Source organism: Enterococcus sp. DIV0183 (assembly GCF_050541505.1).
Lineage (GTDB): Bacteria > Bacillota > Bacilli > Lactobacillales > Enterococcaceae > Enterococcus > Enterococcus faecalis.
In genome coordinates this window covers 542,850-562,700 of the sequence record NZ_CP172932.1, presented here as the reverse complement: position 1 = coordinate 562,700, position 19,851 = coordinate 542,850, and the positions used below count along the sequence as shown (strand labels likewise).

Below are 19,851 nucleotides of genomic sequence, written 5' to 3'. Positions count from 1 at the left end.
CTGTTTCCCTCCTAGCGCTTTGGTTCTTGTTGTGTGATACAGTGAATATTGCCGCCCCCATAAACAACTTCTACCGTATTAACGCCGACAATTTTTTTATCTGGGAACATCGCTTGAACTTGCTCTAAAGCCAAACGATCATTTTCATCACCATACTGTGGCACAATCACGCCATCATTTGTAATTAAAAAGTTCATATAGGATGCGATACAAATATCGCCGTCTTCTCTTGGCATGGTTCCTTCCACGAAATCAATTTTGAAGGAACCTTGAATGGTTACATTTTTGACAGGACAGCATAATTTGTGGACTTTTAATTGGCGTCCTTTAGCATCAGTCATTTTAAGCAAACGTTGATACGCATCTTGTGCCGCTTCATAAAATGGGCTATTTTGATCTTCGGTGTAAATACAAGCCACTTCACCAGGTGCAATAAAACAAGCTACATCATCCACGTGACCATTAGTTTCTTCTGGGTCAATTCCATCACCTAGCCAAAGAACTTTTTCAACATTTAAATAGTCGCATAATTTTTGTTCGATTGCTTCTTTTGAAAGTTGTGGATTTCGACCTTCACTTAATAAGCACATTTCTGTAGTCAAGACTGTTCCTTGTCCATCTACGTGGAATGAACCGCCTTCTAAAACAAAATCATCTGTACGATAAGAATCTACATGCTCAATTTCACAAATTTTTTGTGCAACCAAATCATCTTGGTCCCAAGGGAAATATAAACCATCTACTAATCCCCCCCAAGCATTAAATGTCCAATCCACACCACGGATTTCTCCATGGTCGTTAATGACAAATGATGGTCCACAATCACGAACCCAGGCATCATTGTTTGACATTTCGTAAACCGTAATTTCTGGCGGCAATTGGCGACGGCAATTTTGAAATTGTTGTTGAGAAACCACCACATTCATCGGTGTAAATTGACTAATTGCTTTGGCCACATTAGTAAAAGCTTCTTGGACAGGTTTACCACCATCGCGCCAATTATCCGGTCTTTCTGGCCAAATCATCCAAACTTTCTCTTGTGGTTCAAATTCTCCTGGCATTCTAAAGCCATCTTGTTTAGGGGTACTTCCTACAATTCGTTTAGCCATTTTCTTTCGTTCCCTTCTTAATTTTTTTCACGTAAATAATTACTTCACCAAACAGAATAAAAATGATTGCCCCAATTGTGATTGGTAATTTTTCATTTAATGCTGCGGGACTAAAATCTAAAGGCACTGCTGTGAAAATCAGTGAAATAATAATCATAATCATTGGCAAAACCACTAAAACTTTTAAAAATCCTGGTTTTCCGTTAACTTTAAACGGACGTGGTGTATCGGGATCAATTTTTCTAAGCTTATAAAAAGCTGGGAAAACTGGGATATACGATAACAAGAATAGGACGACATTCAAGGAGAAAAAGGCCCAGAATAAATCTTGATTAGGTAAAATTGGTGCTAATACAATGACCACCGATGCCACAATGCCATTCATCAAAGCAGCCCCAATTGGCATGTCATTTTTCTTACTACGTTTTTCAAAAAATTTAGGCATGTCACCATTTTCAGCAGCATAACAAGCTGTATTATTGACTCCTAATGACCAAGAAATCATGTTGCCGAACAACGTAAGAAGGAATAGGAAAGCCATCAACATAATGAACCAACCTTCTGTCGAGCCTGTCAATAGTTTAAAGCTATCCATCATACCACTGCCGGTACTAATTTGATCGGTGGGAATCGCTACCCCAATTCCAAAGGCTGAAAAAATATAAATGGCGGCAATGACTAACCCCGCTGCTACAATAGCTTGTGGAATTTGCTTCTTAGGATTTTCCATATCATCTGCAAACGTACAGATGACTTCAAACCCTAACAAATTAAAAATGATTACAGAAATAAAAGATAAACTCCTTAAGTCAAACGTTGGCAGCATTGATTTCAAGGTAAATTCATTGGCAACACCTTTCGTCAAGGCTACATACAATCCTAGCCCACCAATTAAGACAGCTAAAACCATCTTGATTACGGCAGCTCCATTTAGAATCCAGATACTGTCGCTGACTGGATAAAAACTAATCCAAACCACAATCCAAGTAAAAATTAATTCAACAATAATCATCATCGGTGTTGAAAACTTAATACCTGTAATTGTCGTTAATAGTTCTGGCGTCATAACGGCTAATGAAGCTAGCCACAATGGATAATTAATCCAATAATACCAAGAAACTCTGGCACCCCAACGATGACCATATGCTTTGGTCACCCAATCATAGATGCCCCCTTCACCAATATAAGTTGTTCCTAATTCTGATGAAATTAACCCATATGGCAATAGGAATGCAATTAATAAGAAAATCCACCAAAAAAACTGAGAATTACCAATTGCAGCAACAGGCGCCGCTGCTTCAGCAACGAAAACCACACAGATCACTGATAAAATGGCACTCGTTAAACTAAATTTCTTTTTCCCCTCCATGAAGACTCTTCCTCTCTTTATAAACTGTCCACTGATTCATTTTTTCAATCAGTGGACAGTTGGCCGTTAAATGCTTTGAGTGTCTAAGAAAACTTCTAGTTCTTTTTTCGCTTCTGCTTGCTTGATTAAATCATAAGGATTTTTTGCTTCATAATCATTCATAAGATATACTAATAAGCCACGAATAGATGTTAAACGGTTTTCTGCTTCATCGAAACAAATAGAATTTTTACCGTCAATCACTTCATCAGTTACTTCTTCCCCACGTGTTGCTGGTAAACAGTGCATGAATTTACAATTGGCACCTGCCCGATCCATCATTTCTTGATTCACTTGATATTTTGGATAGAAAACCTTCATACGTTCTTCTTCAGATAATTCCGCTTCGTACAAGCCATACCAAACATCCGTGTACAAGAAATCAGCGCCTTCAACAGAACTTGCATCATCTGTGACCAAAAAGCTACCGCCTGAAACTTCACAATTTTTTGCTAATTTCGCTTGATGCTCTTCATTTAATTGGAAACCTTCTGGACCGAAGTGAACAAAATTCATGCCCATTTTTGTTGTGATTAATCCTAAAGAAAAACAAACTTGTGTCGCATCTCCGACAAAGACAACTTTACAATCTTCTAATTTTTTGCCTTCTGGTAAATGCTCAACCATGGTACACAAATCACCTAATTCTTGGGTTGGATGATTGTAATCAGACATACCGTTAATGACTGGGATGGTAGCACAATTAGCTAAATCAACAATACTATGGTGACGTTCCACACGAGCCATCAAAATATCTACTAAACGTGACAATACGCGGCTGGTATCTTCAATCGTTTCATGTCCCCCTAATTGAATTTGACCAGGTGCTAAATATTCGCCATGTCCACCTAATTGTTCCATTGCAGTTTCAAAAGATACTCGTGTTCGAGTTGAAGATTGTTGGAAAATCATTCCTAAAGATTTGTTTTTTAACAGTTGCGGATAATACCCATTTTTAATCGCTTCTTTAATTTTTAATGATAAATCGACTAAGTAATGCATTTCCTCTTTCGTATATGTTTCTGTTGTAACGTAATCTCTTTTCATGATGTGTTCCTCCTAAAGTTGTTTTTGTTTACACATTGACTTTACCAAGTTTAGCGAAGAGTTTACTATCCGCCAAAAGTTAGAAAACGCTTTCTTTTTTGGCGTGATTTTTCATTAAAAAAAGTTTATTTATGGTTATAAACCGTTGGTACACCAGGGGTTTATAAAAGTTTAGGCGGATTTCTCTCTAATTTCTGACCAATCATAGATTTGAAAATGGTATAATTATTTTGAAAAATCATTCACTTAAAATAAAAGATGAAAGGGGTTTCCAATCGTGACATTTGTTTTTATTTATAACATCTTGTTGATTATTTTATATTCGTTTACTTCAACCTTTACCTTAAATCTTTACTTGAAAAATAAACAACCGATTTTTTTATTGCTTCTCTTTTTAATGGTTATTTTTATTTGTGACAATGTGATTGTTTATATGACTGAGTTCATTAATTCGTTTGCAACCGAATATAATCAGACCTTTATGACCGCACCTTTTTTAAAGACCATCATTTTTATTTGTTGTAATTTTGCCTATCTGGCTATTATCAATACTATTAGTGGTCGTCCTTTTAAAAATTATCAATTTGTCTGGTTATTTTTAATTGGTTTATGGATGCTAGCTATTCCATTTTCACAAAATTCCGCCTTAAAAGTTTGGTTGTACTATTTACCCAATCAGCTATTTTTAATTTACCTTGGATGCTATGCGCTCTATCAACTACGAATAGATCCTTTATCAGCCCTTGCGAAAAAATATCTTCGTTTTATTGGTTGGCTAAGCATTGGTTTCGGTGTGGCGATTCTTTTGGAAGATACCTTCGTTATTTTTAACATTGACCAATATTCTGATATTGTCTTTAAAATTAACAACCGAAACGTTTCTGAAGATATTTATACAATCATTCTCTCGATCGCCATTATCTACTTCTGTAATCGTGATTTTCCTCTGTCGGTTCTTGAAAAAGACGCTGCTAAATTGGAAGAAAATCAATCAGATGAACCCGTACTTTTGGCGCCTTTTTGTGATGCCTATCAATTAACGCAGCGAGAACGAGAAGTGCTTTCGTTACTTTTAGAGTGCAAAACAAATCAAGATATAGCCAACGAACTATTCCTATCAATCGGGACAGTAAAAACACATATCCACAATATTTTCGTTAAATTAGAAGTAAACAAAAGAGCAGAAGTTTTTGTCAGTTATCAACTTTTTTCTCAACAACAAACTGAACATTTAGCGAGATAATTAAAAAGGAAGCCTCTCCGTGATCGGTGGCTTCCTTTTTGATTAACTATTTTCTTGTACTTGTCGAACTCTCTTTTCAATTTCTTGAAAGTTAATAATTTTAGCTTGGCGATGAATTTCTTTTCCTTCATAGTATAAGATAATGGTCGGTGCAGAAAAAGCATTTAATTGTCCAATTATTTCTGGACTTTTATCAGCTTCTGCAATGTATGTAGGAAATTCATATTTTGTTGCAATTTTTTCGACAATCGGTTTATCAACTGTACAAACACTACAATTTTTTGCTGTCAAAAAGACGGCTTGTAGACGATTGTCTGTAATTTTTTCTTCTAATTCTTCTAATGTTGTTACATATTCCACTGAATAGCCCTCCTTGTCTTTTGTCTAAAATAACAGATTTACTAGCAAAATAACAACTTATTTGTTTGGCTAGGAATGCTTTAACAAAAAAGTTGTCGCCCATTTCATTAATGGGCGACAACTTTTTACTGATAACCGCTTATTTATTAAAAATTTTAGGCCCTTTGCGCATGTTTTTACGATCATTTTTGGGAGTTTCCATTTTTTTAGAACGGCCACCACCTTGTTTCTTTTTAATTAATTCTAACATTTTTTCTTTTTCATTCATTTAATCCACCGCCTTTGTTAATAACGTGACAGATTCAATGTGGGTCGTTTGTGGGAAATTATCCACTGGTTGAATTTCTTTTGCTTCATAGCCACCTTCTGTTAATAATGCAATGTCGCGAGCGAGTGTGGCTGGATTACAGCTGACATAAACAATTCGTTCAGGTTGCGTTTCAATTAATGTGTTTACTAATTGACCGTCTAACCCTTTCCGTGGTGGATCCACCACCACAACATCTGGTTGCAAGCCATTTTCAACTAATTTTGGCAATAATTCTTCCGCTAAACCAGCCGTGAAAGTGGCATTCTCAATGTTGTTTAATTTAGCATTATTTTCTGCATCTTTGACCGCTTCTTCAATCACTTCAATACCGTAAACTTGCTTTGCATCTTGGGCTAAAGTTAAGCCAATCGTTCCAATCCCGCAATAGGCATCCACCACAATTTCATTGCCTGTTAAAGCCGCATACTCTTTAACTTTTTGATACATCACTTCTGTTTGTTGTGGATTTACTTGATAAAATGAACGCGCGGAAATTTCAAATTTCAAATCAAAAATAGTATCTGTAATTTTTTCAGACCCATGTAATAAGATGGTTTCGTCGCCAAAAATGACATTGGTTCGTTTTGGATTTACATTTTGTACAATGCTGACTACTTCCGGAATAGCTTCCAAAATGTCTGGCACAATTTTACTAATTGGGAATAATTTCGGTGTTCTCGTAATTAGAACAACCATCATCTCCCCAGTATGGTAGCCACGACGAACGACAATATGGCGTAAGTTCCCTGTATTATCAGATTCGTTATAAGGTTTTACGCTATATTTACGCATAATGTCACGGATTTTAACAATTGCTGCATCAATTTCTGGGTCTTGAATATAAAAATGTTCCATTGGAATTAAATCATGGCTATTTTTCCGGAAAAAACCTGTTTGTAGTTGGTTGTCAATTTTACGCACGGGAATTTGTGCTTTGTTCCGGTAATGCCACGGATCGTTCATCCCAATTGTTGGTAAAACAGGGACTTCTGGCAATTTAGCGACACGTTGCATAACATTTTCGACTTGTTGCGTTTTAAATGATAGTTGGGCGCCGTACGCTAAATGTTGCAACGGACTAATCCCGACTTTTGTAAAGTTTTCATCTTTCACGGGAACACGCTGTTCACTGCTTTTTAGGACAGTCAATACTTTCCCATAACCAAAACTTTTGCCTGTTTTTAAGACTTTGATTTCAAGTTTTTCACCTGGTAAGGCATTTTCAATAAACAATGGATAATGGTCCACTTTTGCCACGCCTAAACCATCATGCGTCAAGTCAATGATTTCTACTTCAATGACGTCATTTTTCTTTACTGGATAATTTTTCATAAGTCGCTCCTTCTTTTTATACACTTCACTCATTCTAATGAAAATACCTAAGAAAAGCAACAACGAATTTTCATGGCGATTTAGCAATTCCGTTTGAACTTTTTAGGTAAATAAAAGAATGAGACCCTTTCCCTTAGTCAAAAAATAGCCAATGAAAGATCTTATCAACTAAATCTTTCATTAGCTATTCACGGACTACCTAGTGCTTTTCTTTTTCGGCAATCTTTCCATCGCCATCAATATCTTCGTCTGTTAGTCGTTCAACTTCTTTGACAAATTCTTTGCTAGCTTCGTTATATGCTTCTTCCTCTTCGTCTTCTGATTCTACGACAATCTCATCGCTACCAGTTAAGACAGAACCCATAATTGCATTGGACGGCAGTGCATCACCATTTGCAAAAATTTCAATGTGTTGATGCATATTTTTAAAGGTCATTGGAGCATCGCCTCCATATTCACCATCTAAATTAATCATCATTTTATTGTTCTTTTCTAACGTTTCTGCATGTAAATAGCTGGTCTTTGTATAGATTAGTCGATGATCTTCAACATGCTTTCCACCATTTAACATTAACGCAACTAAATGAAGAATCTCAAAAATATTGGCTGTTTTTACAATGATTAATGAAAACTTACCATCGTCTAATTTAGCATCTGGTACGATTTGCTCAAAACCACCCACCGAGTTAGTCAGCCCTAGGAAAAACATTGATGCATTGCCTTCGTACACACCTTCATCATACGTCATGCGCATTTTAATCGGCTTCACTCGCGGCAACATTTCGGCTCCTTTGGCTAAGTACGCTAAGTAACCAAAAATACTTTTCAACTCTGATGGAACTTCATACGTCAGTTCCGTTAAATGACCACCCGCCGCAATATTGATAAAGTAATTTTTGCCGGCTTGGCCAATATCCATTTTGACAGTTTGATTTTTTTTAATCACTTCTGCTGCCTTAACGATATTATCACGAGGAATCTTCAATGCCCGTGCATAGTCATTCGTCGTTCCAGCAGGAATAATGGCCATTTTAGGGCGCCGCTTCAACGGAGCAATCCCATTCACGACTTCATTAATGGTCCCATCTCCACCTGCTGCTACTAGTAAATCAAATCCTGCACGCGCAGCACGATGTGCTTCATTGCGTGCTGAATTTTCTTCTGGTGTGGTCGCAAATGCACTGGCTTCATAACCACATTCTTCTAAAATAGATAAAATATCGGCTAAGTTCTTTTTGATTAACTCTTTTCCTGACGTTGGATTATAAATCACTCTAGCTTTTTTCATGGTTTGCCTGCTACTTTCTTATCGTTTTGAAAGCTCTTCTTGCAATAACTTGTTAACCACACCTGGGTTTGCTTGTCCACGAGTTGCTTTCATAATTTGTCCAACAAGGAAACCAACTGCACGGTCTTTTCCGTTTTTAAAGTCATCAATTGATTGTTGGTTGTTGTCTAAAACTTCGTTAATCATTGGTAATAATTGCGCTGGATCAGATAATTGAACAAGGCCTTTTGCTTCGACAACTTCTTTAGCATCTCCACCGTTTTCAATTAACTCTTTGAACACTTTCTTCGCAATTTTCGAGCTGATTGTGCCATCGTTAATCAAAGTAATCATACCCGCTAGATTTTCTGGTGTCAGTTTAGTATCGGCTAATTCAACTTTTTCACTGTTTAAGTAAGCAGAAACTTCGCCCATTAACCAGTTTGATGCTTGTTTCGCATCTGCACCGTTTGCTAGAGTTGCTTCAAAGAAATCTGACATTTCTTTCGTTAAAGTCAAGACCATTGCGTCGTATTCAGGTAACCCTAATTCACTGATATAACGGGCACGACGTGAGGCTGGCATTTCTGGCAAACTAGCGCGAACTTTTTCAATCCATTCATCATCAATTGAAAAACGAGGAACATCTGGCTCTGGGAAGTAACGGTAGTCACTTGAGCCTTCTTTAACACGCATAAGCAACGTTGTACTAGTTGCTTCATCAAAGCGGCGTGTTTCTTGTTGAATTTCGCCACCAGATAATAGGACTTTGGCCTGGCGTTTTTCTTCATAAGCTAAACCTTTTTTTACAAAGTTCATAGAGTTCAAGTTCTTTAATTCCGCTTTAGTACCAAATTCTTCTTGACCATACGGACGTAAAGAAATATTGGCATCACAACGCATAGAACCTTCTTCCATTTTCACATCAGAAACTTCTGTAAATTGGATAATTGAACGCAACGCTTCTAAATAAGCATACGCTTCTTCTGGTGAACGCATGTCTGCTTCAGAAACGATTTCAATTAAAGGCGTGCCTTGACGATTCAAGTCTACATAAGAATAGCCATCTGTGCCGTGAATATTTTTCCCAGCATCTTCTTCTAAATGCACACGTTCAATGCGAATTTTTTTCTTTTTGCCTTCGACTTCAATTTCAATCCAACCATCATGTCCGATTGGTTGATCAAATTGAGAAATTTGGTATGCTTTCGGGTTATCTGGGTAAAAATAGTTTTTACGGTCAAAATGTGTTTCTTTTGAAATTTCACAGTTCAAGGCAAGTGCTGCTTTCATGCCAAATTCTAAAGCACCTTTATTCATCACAGGTAAAACACCTGGGTAACTCCAGTCAACCACGTTTGTGTTGCTGTTTGGTTCTGCTCCGAAATGCGCTGGCGCAGAGGAGAAAATTTTAGAGTTGGTTTTCAATTCTACGTGGACTTCTAATCCAATGACAGTTTCAAAGTTCATTAATCGTTCCCCCCTAAAATGACTGGTTTTTTCGTATGGAAATCTGTCGCTTGTTCAAAAGCATAGGCTGCTTTATACATTGTATGTTCGTCAAAATGTTTTCCAATAATTTGTAAACCAACTGGCAATCCTTCTGAGAAGCCTGCTGGAATTGACATGCCTGGTAACCCAGCTAAGTTAACAGGAACAGTTAAAATATCATACATATACATCGTGATTGGGTCATTGATATTTTCACCCAAACCAAAAGCAACAGTTGGTGTTGATGGGCCAATGATTAAGTCATAATCCGCAAAGACATTCTCAAAATCTTGTTTGATTAGTGTACGGACTTGACCAGCCTTTTTAAAGTGCGCATCATAATAACCAGCACTTAAAGAGAAGGTTCCTAACATAATCCGACGTTTGACTTCAGTACCAAAGCCTTCGGAACGCGAATTAACATAGACGTCTTCTAGATTTTGGACATTTTCGGAACGGTAACCATAACGAATGCCATCAAAGCGTTGTAAGTTTGAACTTGCTTCTGAAGAGGCAATAATATAGTAAGCGGCAATCCCATATTTAGAATGTGGTAAGCTAACTTCTTCCACTGTTGCGCCTAAAGCTTTGAACGTTTCTGCTGCTTTTAATACCGCTTCACGAACATCAGGTTGTACCCCTTCACCTAAGTATTCTTTTGGTAAAGCAATTTTCATGCCTTTGATGTCGCCAGTTAAATCTGCCGTAAAATCAGGAACAGAAACGCCTGCAGAAGTGCCGTCTTTTTCGTCATAACCACTAATTGCATTTAAAGCTAAGGCATTGTCTTTAACATTTCGTGTCAATGGACCAATTTGGTCTAAACTTGAAGCAAAAGCAATCAAACCAAAACGAGACACACGTCCATAAGTTGGTTTCAAGCCCACAATACCGTTGAATGCGGCTGGTTGGCGGATACTACCTCCTGTATCGCTCCCTAAAGAAACTGGGACTTGTCCGGCTGCGACAGCAGAAGCTGAACCACCAGAAGAACCGCCAGGAACTTTGGTTTGATCCCAAGCATTTTTTGTTTTCTTGAAGTAAGACGTTTCCGTACTTCCGCCCATGGCAAATTCATCCATGTTCAATTTTCCGACAGGAATCATATCTGCTTGATAGACTTTATCCATCACGGTCGCATCATAAATTGGGTCAAAATTGTGTAACATTTTTGAGCCAGCTGTTGTTAAAATATCTTTTGTGACAATGTTGTCTTTAATCCCAATAGGAATCCCAGCTAATGGATTACTTTCAGTGATGCCTTTTAAGTCAATCGCTTTGGCTAATGCCATTGCTTTTTCTTCACTAACTGTGATAAAAGAACCTAGTTGTTCTTCTGTATCTTGAATACGATTTAATGTTTCTTCGGTTAAATCAACTGCAGTGATTTCTTTTGAGACCAATAAATCATGTAACTCTGTTAACGATTTGTCGTATAATTTTTCCATTAGGCTCCTGCCTCCCCGTTATCCATAATTGCAGGCACTTTAATGTAACCATTCTCTGATTCCGGAACATTCCGCATTAATTCTTTACGGTCCATTCCTGGTGTCGCTACGTCTTCACGCATGACATTGATTGATTCATTCACATTTGAAGTAAAAGGAACCCCGGTTGTATCTACTTCTTCTAGTAATTCCACCATATCAATAATTTTATCTAGTTGATTGGTAAAGTCCGCTAATTCTTCTTCGGAGAAAGATAATTTTGATAATTTAGCGACATGTTTGACTTGTTCTTCTGTAATTGCCATAGATACCCTTCTTTCTATCATTTACTGAAATTTTCATTTTCAGATTAATCAATTGGATTGTATTTCTTTAAACAGCTTAGCACAGCTGTTCACTCTGTTCCTATTCTACCATAAAATGGTCGGATATTTTAGATGAAACCTTGAATTTCATTGATAATTTGTCGCTCGCAAAAATGACGGAAACATGTTATTATGAAAATGAAAAGAGAGATATGCAGGAACATACCTCTCTAGTAGCCACTACTAGTTATAAGAACTAGCGGCTTACTGAGTTATTGGTTTTATTTCAAACGCTTAACCGTTCAGCTCCTCAAAGCTTATGAACGGTTATTTTTGTTGTCTAAGACAAGCGCTAAGATAACGAAGATAATGGTCACAACAAGTGTTGCAAAACCAATCATCAGTCCCAATGCTGCTTCAACGGACAAAAACATTGCTCCTTTCATTAAGATAAGAAGAATTGCGCATAAGCATCAACCTCCTTTCTCAACTCAGAAAGTCCTCGTTCATATAACTTTTATGACTAAAATAAGCATACCATCAAATTACTACATAAAATCTGACAACGTTAATTTTTCTTCTTAAAAATGACTTGCATCTAACGCATCGACCATTTCTTGTTCATTCCAAACGGTCACGCCTAAGCTTTCAGCTTTGGTTAATTTACTGCCTGCATCTTCGCCAGCAACCACAATGTCAGTTTTTTTCGAAACACTCCCTGTAACTTTTCCACCAAGATTTTCAATTTTTTCTTTGGCTTCTTCGCGAGTGTACTGCGCTAATTTTCCTGTTAAAACAACTGTTTTGTCTTTGAAAGGTGACTCCACTTCTGCTAATTGTTCTGTCCGGAGACCTTTATATGTCAAGTTCACTTGGGCTTTTTCCAGTTCAGCCATTAATTCATGAACTTCCTCATTTTCAAAATACGTCACAACGCTGTCTGCGATTGTTTCGCCAATTGAATCCAAAGCCACAATTTCTTCCGCGGTTGCACGACTTAAGGTTGGTAAATCACCAAAATGCTCCGCTAAAATTTTCGCCGCTTTCGCCCCCACATGGCGAATCCCTAAGCCAAAAATCAAACGTTCGACAGAGTTTTCTTTACTCCCTTGAATGGCAGTATAAATGTTGTTTGCTGATTTTTCTTTGATTTTATCCAAAGTCATTAATTGTTCTTCTGTTAAGAAATACAGATCCGCTACGTCTTTCACTAATCCTTTGTCATACATTTGTGCTAACACTCGTGGCCCCAAGCCATCAATGTTCATTGCGTTTCGTGAGACAAAGTGATTCAGCCCTTCTTTAATTTGCGCAGGGCATTTTGGATTAATACAACGTAACGCCACTTCCTCATCTAAATGCACCAACTCACTATGACAAATTGGACAATGTGTCGGCATTTCATAAGGCTGACTATCGGCTGCACGTTTTTCAACTAGCACTTGCGCTACTTCTGGGATAATATCGCCGGCTTTGTAAATAATAACATGATCATTTAAACGGATATCTTTCATTTGAATAAAATCTGCATTATGCAAACTTGCCCGACTAACCGTGGTTCCCGCGACTCGTACAGGAGCCATGACCGCAGTAGGAGTGACCACCCCCGTGCGCCCAATTGTCCATTCAATATCTTCCACTACTGTTTCTGCTTCTTCTGGTGGAAATTTGTAGGCAATCGCCCAGCGAGGTGCTTTGACAGTGAAACCTAATTCATCTTGCAACGCAAATTCGTTCACTTTAATCACAATTCCATCGATTTCGTATGGCAAAGTGCTCCGCTTTTCATGGTATTCTTCAATGTAGGCCCAAACTTCATCAATTGACTGACATAATTGCCGTTCGGGATTGGTTCTAAAACCAATTGCAGAAAGCTCTTCTAATGCCTCAAACTGCGTCTTCGCTTTCATTGGTCCAAAGTCAGCAACTGTGTATAAAAACGTATTTAAGTTCCGTTTAGCCACAATTTTTGTATCTAGTTGGCGCAAGCTTCCCGCCGCTGCATTCCGAGGATTGGCAAAAATATCTTGGCCATTTTCTTCACGTTCTTCATTCAATGCGACAAAGGATTGTTTAGGCATGTAGCACTCGCCACGAACTTCCACTGAAATGGGCTCCGTTAAACGCATCGGTACAGAGCGAACCGTTCGTAAGTTCTCTGTAATGTTTTCACCAACCGTTCCATCGCCTCGTGTTGCTCCGCGTACAAACACCCCGTTTTCATAACGTAATGAAATTGCTAACCCATCAATTTTTAACTCACAACAGTAAGCAACGGGTTTACCAATCGCCTTACGAACACGTTCATCAAAAGCAAAAATGTCTTCCTTGCTAAACCCATCATTTAAACTATACATTGGAATGTCATGCGGAGCTTTTTCAAAACCAGATAAAACTTTGCCACCTACACGTTGTGTCGGCGAATCTGGCGTGATTAAATCAGGAAACTCCGTTTCAATATCGACTAACTCTTTATACAAACGATCGTAAACATAATCTTCTACGGATGGTTGATCTTTGACATAATATTCATGGGAATATTGATTGAGTTGTTTTCTTAATTCTTGCGCACGAGTTGTCGCCGCCGTTAATGTTAATGGTTGTTGTTCCATCGTAGAACTCCTCCTCATAAGCGTAATGCTCCTATCGTCTTTTTAACACATTTACACTAAGATAGAAAATAAAAAGAATTTAACTAATGATGATTTCTCATTAAATCGCTGACCTATTTTGCATGTTAAATTTTTTCAATTGGTGCAAATGCCGCTAACAACCGTTTAATGCCTTTTTCTGGGAAAGCAATGTCCAACTCTAAGTCTTTGGCCGAACCGCCTACACGAACGACTGTACCAACGCCCCATGCTTTATGTTGGACCTTATCACCTGCTTGCCAAGAAACTTTTTCGCCACCACTTGCCACTTTGTTGCTAACTGATTTTGTAGCTGGTTGTGTATAAGCTGGTTTACTTGCGCTGGGCTTAAATACTTTAGGATCAAAGGTGCGCGCTGGAGCTTTCTGTAAATTGGCTGCCGCCCCTTGTTTCATTAAACGCTCCGCCTCAATTTCTTCTAAAAAGCGACTTGGTCGATTATATTGCGTGCGACCATATAATGTTCTCGAATAAGCATTCGTTAAGAACAAGGCTTCTTCCGCTCGTGTGATACCAACATAAGCCAAGCGCCGTTCTTCTTCCAGTTCACTTTCTTCTAGCATGGCACGTGATAATGGGAAAACCCCTTCTTCTAAGCCCATTAAAAAGACCACTGGAAATTCCAGCCCTTTGGCCGCATGCAACGTCATTAAGGTTACCTGCGAAGAGCTCTCTTCTAAATTATCTAAATCAGAAACCAAGGCTAAATCTGTTAAGAAATCCGCCAATTTTGTTTCTTCGCCATTTGGATCGTCGTTGTTTTGCGCTTCAAAACGTTTATCAAATTCTTGTGTCACAGATAAAAATTCGTCCAAGTTTTCTAAGCGAGCTTGAGACTCTAAATTATTTTGCGCCATCAAAGCTTCCCGATAACCACTACGTTGTAAAGTTTCTTTCACCAATTCTGTAATCGTTAAATAGGGCACTGTTTTCGTTAAGTCTTGAATCATCATGCCAAAATTACCAAGCTCTTTACCCGCTTTTCCTGAAATATTTGCCAAATCAACATTTTGGGCAGCTTCCAGCAAAGCCCAACCATGCGTATCCGCAAATAGCCGTAATTTTTCAATTGAACTTTTACCGATTCCTCGTTTTGGTTCATTGACAATTCGTTCAAAACTAATCGAATCATCTGGATTGGCAATCAAACTTAAATAAGCCAAAATATCTTTAATTTCTTTACGGTCGTAGAATTTATGTCCGCCCACCATGGTATACGGAATATTAGATTTCAAGAGCATTTCTTCCACTACACGGGATTGGGCATTGGTCCGATATAATACCGCAAAATCACCATAAATTCGGTCATTTTCCCGCATTTCTTTTTGGATTTGGCTCACAATAAATTGTGTTTCATCCCGTTCTGTGTCCCCGCGATAATAGACAATTTTTTCACCGTCTATATTTTCTGTCCACAGTTCTTTCTCGCGGCGGTTACGGTTATTTTTGATGACATCATTCGCAGCCGCCAAAATGTTTTTGGTGGATCGATAATTTTGTTCTAGCAAAATTACACTGGCATCTGGATAATCTTTTTCAAAATCCAAGATATTTTGCATATCCGCCCCGCGCCAACCATAGATACTTTGGTCGGCATCACCTACGACACACAGATTTTTGAAACGTGCAGCCAATAAATTGACTAAGGTATATTGTGCATGATTGGTATCTTGGTATTCATCCACATGAATATAGTGAAATTTATTTTGGTAGAAAGCCAACGTATCTGGTTGTTCATTGAATAAACGAATCGTATTCATAATCAAATCATCAAAATCCATACATTGGTTTTTACGTAATTCTTTTTGATAGGCTTCATAGCATTTTGCGACAATTTCTTCATATAAGGAACCTTGCATTTCAGCAACTTTTTCAGGCGTTTGTAATTCATTTTTGGCATTGCTAATCGTACCTAAAATTGAGCGAGGATCATATTTTTTTGAATCAATATTTAAGTCGTTTAAGATGCGTTTCATTAATGTTTTTTGTTCCGATGGGTCAATAATTGTAAAATTACGGTTGTAACCAATCTGATCCACATCACGACGTAAAATTCTTACACACATGGAGTGAAAAGTGGAGACCCATACATCTTCGCCACCCGTTTCCAGTAATTTATTTACACGCTCTTTCATTTCTTTAGCAGCTTTATTGGTAAACGTAATCGCCAAAATATTCCATGGATTTACTTCTTTTTCCTCAATTAGATAGGCAATTCGGTGTGTTAAAACCCGCGTTTTTCCACTACCAGCACCAGCCATGACTAACAGTGGTCCTTCTGTATGCAAAACGGCTTCTTCTTGTCGAGGATTCATTCCCTGAACCAAGGCATGTTTTTGTGTCATATTAAACGTCCTCTCTCTTTTTTCAATCTTATACAGTATACCAAAAATCCCTTTGAAGTTCTTTAGAAAAGAACAAAAAATCTTTTTCTTTTTATATGAAATTTTCTTGTAAATCAAGTCAAACCGCAGTACATTAGTAAGTAGTGATGGAGGCTAAAAATGAAATGAATAATGATGTACATGAAATTAAACAATTAGATGGTACCCGAATCGGCTTTATCCTTAAAGGCATCGTCGTCGGAATCCTGGTCGGCTTTGTTGTCAGCTTATTTCGCTTAGGCATTGAAAAAATTGGCGAACAAGTCGTTCATCTGTATCAAACGTTTCACGAAAAACCCTTTTGGATGATTCCTTGGTTCTTATTTTCTCTCGTGCTTGCTTATTTATTAGGACGACTGATTAAGAGCGAACCAGCAATTAAAGGCAGTGGCATTCCCCAAGTGGAAGGACAACTTCAAGGTCAATTAGAAATTCATTGGTTTCCAGTGCTTTGGAAAAAATTTATCGGTGGGATCTTAGCGATTAGTCCTGGGCTATTTTTGGGACGTGAAGGTCCTTCAATTCAACTAGGTGCAGTGGTTGGACAAGGCTATAGTCAATGGCGGCAAAGCACCAAGTCTGAAGAAAAAATTTTAATCAGTAGTGGTGCCAGTGCTGGTTTAGCCGCCGCTTTTAATGCACCAATCGCAGGACTTTTATTTGTTCTAGAAGAGGTTCACCATTCCTTTTCACCTTTAGTTTGGTTAACCTCTTTTTCTGCGGCCATTTCCGCTAACTTTGTTTCTTTGCATTTCTTCGGATTGCAACCAGTTCTTTATATTGGTCCGGTTAAATCTTTGCCTTTAGAGTACTATTGGACATTAGTCCTGCTGGGCGTTTTGCTAGGATTATTAGGTTGGATATATCAAAAAACATTGTTGTCCTTACCAAAAGTATATGGAAAAATCAAAGGCCTTTCTTCTAATTATTATGGTTTTATTCCTTTTATTTTGATTTTACCGATTGGTTATTTCTTTCCACATTTACTTGGCGGTGGGAATCAAATTGTTTTAGCTTTAGGCAATCAACCGGCCACGATTTGGGCTTTAGTCGGCTTATTGGTTTTACGTTTTGTTTTTTCAATGGTTTCTTACGGTTCGAATCTCCCTGGTGGTATTTTCTTGCCTATTCTAACTTTAGGTGCCATTATCGGAACATTGTATGGCAGTCTACTTGTCCAATACGTAGGGATGGATCCAATTTTTGTGAAAAACTTTTTAATTTTTGCCATGGCTGGTTATTTTACTGCGATTGGTAAAGCACCGTTAACAGCAATTATTTTAGTAACAGAAATGGTCGGCAATTTTTCTCATTTAATGTCTTTAGGGGTTGTCGCTTTAGTTAGTTATATTACCATCGATAGTCTTGGCGGCAAGCCAATTTATGAAAGCTTATTAGAACGTTTGGTTCCTTCTAAAGTAAGTAATATTCGTGGCCACAAAACGATTATTGAATTCCCTATCACTGCAGAAAGTTCCTTAGATGATACGATGGTACGTGATTTTGTCTGGCCTAAACAAATGTTGCTCACTTCCATTCGCCGTGGCGAATCGGAAATTTTAACACATGGTGATACTGTTATGCATGTTGGCGATGTGCTCATTATTTTGACCGATGAAAAACTCGCTTACCAAGTCAAAAAAGAGATTTATCAAAAAACTTTACCGAATGATTTAGTGAATTAAAGAAAGCCGCTGAACCTGAGTTCAGCAGCTTTCTTTTTTTCTTATGACTGTTTTTTAATTTTTTTGAATGTTTTTGACCGTTTTAGATTGATTAGCGTTTTCATTTGTGCTATTATATCCATGAAATGAGGGATGAAAATGCTTACGGAAGAACGACATCAAAAAATTTTACAATTGTTAGATCAAAAATCAGTCGTCAAATCGCAAGAACTTGCTAGCTTGTTCAATGCTTCAGAATCCACAATCCGCCGCGATTTACAAGAATTAGAAGACGCCAATTTGTTAGAACGCATTCACGGCGGCGCTAAGCGTATTCTTAATTTAGGCTTTGAACAAAACATGACGGAAAAATCAATCAAAAACACGCACGAAAAGCAAAAGATTGCTTCTTTAGCCGTTAGTTGTGTACAAGATGGCGATATGATCTATTTAGATGCTGGTTCAACCACGTTAGAAATGATCCCTTTTTTAGTTGGGAAACAAATCCATGTAGTGACGAATTCCGTGCATCACGCTGCAAAACTTAGCGATATGGAAATTCCCACTATTATGCTTGGTGGTACTTTGAAGCTCTCCACTAAAGCAATCATTGGTGCCACTAGTATGGAACAGCTACAACATTTTCGTTTTAACAAAGCTTTTTTAGGAACTAACGGCGCACATTTAGAGTTTGGTTTAACGACGCCTGATCCCGAAGAAGCAGCGCTAAAAGCCTTGGCTATTCATCAAGCAGAAACAGCCTATGTTTTACTGGATCATACAAAATTTAATGAAGTAACGTTTACCAAAGTGGAAGAATTAGAGTCAGTTACTTTACTAACTGACTACTGCCCTGCTGAATCGCTTCAAGGATTCCAGCAAAAAACTATTTTAATGGAGGCAAACAAATGATTTACACAGTGACTTTAAACCCTTCTATCGACTTTATCGTTCATGTCGATCATCTACAAATTGGTGATTTAAATCGGATGACGAATGATTTTAAATTACCTGGCGGCAAAGGAATCAACGTTTCACGTATTTTAAAACGTATGGAGACAGAATCCACTGCCTTAGGTTTTTTAGGTGGTTTTACAGGCTCATTCATTGCCGATTGGTTGAAAAAAGAAGAAATCCAAACGAATTTCACTCCCGTGTCTGCTGATACACGAATCAACATTAAATTGAAATCAGATACTGAAACAGAAATTAACGGCTTAGGACCTGCTCTAACAAACGAAGAAATTCAAGAACTAAAACAAGCAGTTAGTCGTGTTCAGGCTGGTGATATTGTTGTTCTTTCAGGAAGTACACCTGCTTCTCTACGCAAAGGATTTTACGAAGAATTAATCCAAATTGTGAAGGAAAAAGGCGCAGAATTTGTTATTGATACGACAGGTGAAGATTTAATGAACGCTTTGTCACAAAAGCCTTTATTGGTCAAGCCAAATAATCATGAGTTGGCAGAATTATATCATACAACCTTTACAAGTGTTGAAGATATTTTACCTTATGGACATCGGTTACTAGAAGAAGGAGCGCAACACGTAATTATCTCAATGGCTGGTGATGGTGCATTACTTTTCACAACAGAAGGTGTTTATCGTTCCAACGTTTTAGAACGTCCACTGAAAAATTCTGTCGGCGCTGGCGACTCAATGATTGCTGGTTTTATTGGCAACTTTTCAAAAACACAAGATCCTTTAGAGGCTTTCAAATGGGGTGTCGCTTGCGGTAGCGCGACCGCATTTTCTGATGATTTAGCCTCAGAAGATTTTATCCAAGAACTTATTCACGAAGTAACAATTGAAAAAATTTCAGAATAAATCCAC

At 37.9% G+C, this 19,851-nt stretch carries 18 protein-coding genes; 5 read left to right on the top strand and 13 right to left on the bottom strand.

What is annotated here, in order from left to right; translation table 11 throughout:
• Positions 1-11: 11 nt before the first annotated feature.
• The 3 genes from aguA to ptcA form a co-directional block, all read right to left on the bottom strand.
• Positions 12-1,109, bottom strand: a complete 1,098-nt coding sequence (gene aguA / locus IGK72_RS02905; RefSeq protein WP_002355589.1) for an agmatine deiminase — start codon at positions 1,107-1,109, stop codon at positions 12-14.
• A complete protein-coding gene (locus tag IGK72_RS02900; RefSeq protein ID WP_002355588.1) occupies positions 1,102-2,478 on the bottom strand; it encodes an APC family permease in 1,377 nt (458 codons plus the stop codon). The genes aguA and IGK72_RS02900 overlap by 8 nt, the downstream gene beginning before the upstream one ends.
• A 66-nt stretch (positions 2,479-2,544) precedes the next feature.
• Positions 2,545-3,564 (bottom strand): putrescine carbamoyltransferase, encoded by a 1,020-nt coding sequence (gene ptcA, locus IGK72_RS02895; protein WP_002355587.1) that lies wholly within the window; start codon positions 3,562-3,564, stop codon positions 2,545-2,547.
• Between the two features lie 397 nt (positions 3,565-3,961).
• Between ptcA and IGK72_RS02890 the strand changes: the two genes are divergently transcribed.
• Positions 3,962-4,807 (top strand): helix-turn-helix domain-containing protein, encoded by an 846-nt coding sequence (locus IGK72_RS02890; RefSeq protein ID WP_002392183.1) that lies wholly within the window; start codon positions 3,962-3,964, stop codon positions 4,805-4,807.
• Positions 4,808-4,849: 42 nt separating this feature from the next.
• Here IGK72_RS02890 and IGK72_RS02885 read toward each other — a convergent pair whose 3' ends face one another.
• The 8 genes from IGK72_RS02885 to IGK72_RS02850 form a co-directional block, all read right to left on the bottom strand.
• Entirely contained in the window at positions 4,850-5,167 is a 318-nt protein-coding gene (locus IGK72_RS02885) for a thioredoxin family protein (RefSeq protein WP_002355583.1), read from the bottom strand.
• A 139-nt stretch (positions 5,168-5,306) separates the two neighbouring features.
• Positions 5,307-5,435: a hypothetical protein gene (locus IGK72_RS02880; protein WP_002355577.1), complete on the bottom strand. Its 129-nt coding sequence runs from the start codon at positions 5,433-5,435 to the stop codon at positions 5,307-5,309.
• On the bottom strand, positions 5,436-6,809 hold the full coding sequence (gene rlmD, locus IGK72_RS02875; RefSeq protein ID WP_002366181.1) for a 23S rRNA (uracil(1939)-C(5))-methyltransferase RlmD: 1,374 nt from the start codon (positions 6,807-6,809) through the stop codon (positions 5,436-5,438). It abuts the gene before it with no gap.
• A 199-nt stretch (positions 6,810-7,008) separates the two neighbouring features.
• Positions 7,009-8,097: a diacylglycerol kinase gene (locus IGK72_RS02870; protein ID WP_002355572.1), complete on the bottom strand. Its 1,089-nt coding sequence runs from the start codon at positions 8,095-8,097 to the stop codon at positions 7,009-7,011.
• A gap of 18 nt (positions 8,098-8,115) precedes the next feature.
• On the bottom strand, positions 8,116-9,546 hold the full coding sequence (gene gatB / locus IGK72_RS02865) for an Asp-tRNA(Asn)/Glu-tRNA(Gln) amidotransferase subunit GatB (protein WP_002358703.1): 1,431 nt from the start codon (positions 9,544-9,546) through the stop codon (positions 8,116-8,118).
• The gene (gatA, locus tag IGK72_RS02860; RefSeq protein WP_002361259.1) at positions 9,546-11,015 is read right to left on the bottom strand and encodes an Asp-tRNA(Asn)/Glu-tRNA(Gln) amidotransferase subunit GatA; all 1,470 of its coding nucleotides are present in this window, start codon (positions 11,013-11,015) and stop codon (positions 9,546-9,548) included. The genes gatB and gatA overlap by 1 nt, the downstream gene beginning before the upstream one ends.
• The gene (gatC, locus tag IGK72_RS02855) at positions 11,015-11,320 is read right to left on the bottom strand and encodes an Asp-tRNA(Asn)/Glu-tRNA(Gln) amidotransferase subunit GatC (RefSeq protein ID WP_002355569.1); all 306 of its coding nucleotides are present in this window, start codon (positions 11,318-11,320) and stop codon (positions 11,015-11,017) included. The genes gatA and gatC overlap by 1 nt, the downstream gene beginning before the upstream one ends.
• 317 nt (positions 11,321-11,637) lie before the next feature.
• Positions 11,638-11,730: a putative holin-like toxin gene (locus IGK72_RS02850; protein ID WP_306297391.1), complete on the bottom strand. Its 93-nt coding sequence runs from the start codon at positions 11,728-11,730 to the stop codon at positions 11,638-11,640.
• On the opposite strand from IGK72_RS02850, the gene IGK72_RS02845 reads away from it, so the two are divergent.
• Positions 11,690-11,905 carry a hypothetical protein gene (locus tag IGK72_RS02845; RefSeq protein ID WP_002399765.1) on the top strand — a complete coding sequence of 72 codons (216 nt, stop codon included), beginning with the start codon at positions 11,690-11,692 and terminating at the stop codon, positions 11,903-11,905. The two genes, IGK72_RS02850 and IGK72_RS02845, sit on opposite strands and share 41 nt — an antisense overlap.
• Here IGK72_RS02845 and ligA read toward each other — a convergent pair.
• Complete coding sequence (gene ligA, locus IGK72_RS02840) at positions 11,902-13,932, bottom strand: NAD-dependent DNA ligase LigA (RefSeq protein WP_002361258.1); 2,031 nt, start codon at positions 13,930-13,932, stop codon at positions 11,902-11,904. The genes IGK72_RS02845 and ligA overlap by 4 nt on opposite strands.
• Before the next feature lie 125 nt (positions 13,933-14,057).
• Complete coding sequence (gene pcrA, locus IGK72_RS02835; RefSeq protein ID WP_002363179.1) at positions 14,058-16,316, bottom strand: DNA helicase PcrA; 2,259 nt, start codon at positions 16,314-16,316, stop codon at positions 14,058-14,060.
• A gap of 164 nt (positions 16,317-16,480) precedes the next feature.
• On the opposite strand from pcrA, the gene IGK72_RS02830 reads away from it, so the two are divergent.
• From IGK72_RS02830 to pfkB, 3 genes are all read left to right on the top strand, one after another.
• A complete protein-coding gene (locus IGK72_RS02830; RefSeq protein WP_002366177.1) occupies positions 16,481-18,040 on the top strand; it encodes a ClC family H(+)/Cl(-) exchange transporter in 1,560 nt (519 codons plus the stop codon).
• 138 nt (positions 18,041-18,178) lie between these two features.
• Positions 18,179-18,931 carry a DeoR/GlpR family DNA-binding transcription regulator gene (locus IGK72_RS02825; RefSeq protein WP_010706705.1) on the top strand — a complete coding sequence of 251 codons (753 nt, stop codon included), beginning with the start codon at positions 18,179-18,181 and terminating at the stop codon, positions 18,929-18,931.
• A complete protein-coding gene (gene pfkB / locus IGK72_RS02820) occupies positions 18,928-19,845 on the top strand; it encodes a 1-phosphofructokinase (protein ID WP_002355559.1) in 918 nt (305 codons plus the stop codon). The genes IGK72_RS02825 and pfkB overlap by 4 nt, the downstream gene beginning before the upstream one ends.
• Positions 19,846-19,851: the final 6 nt, after the last annotated feature.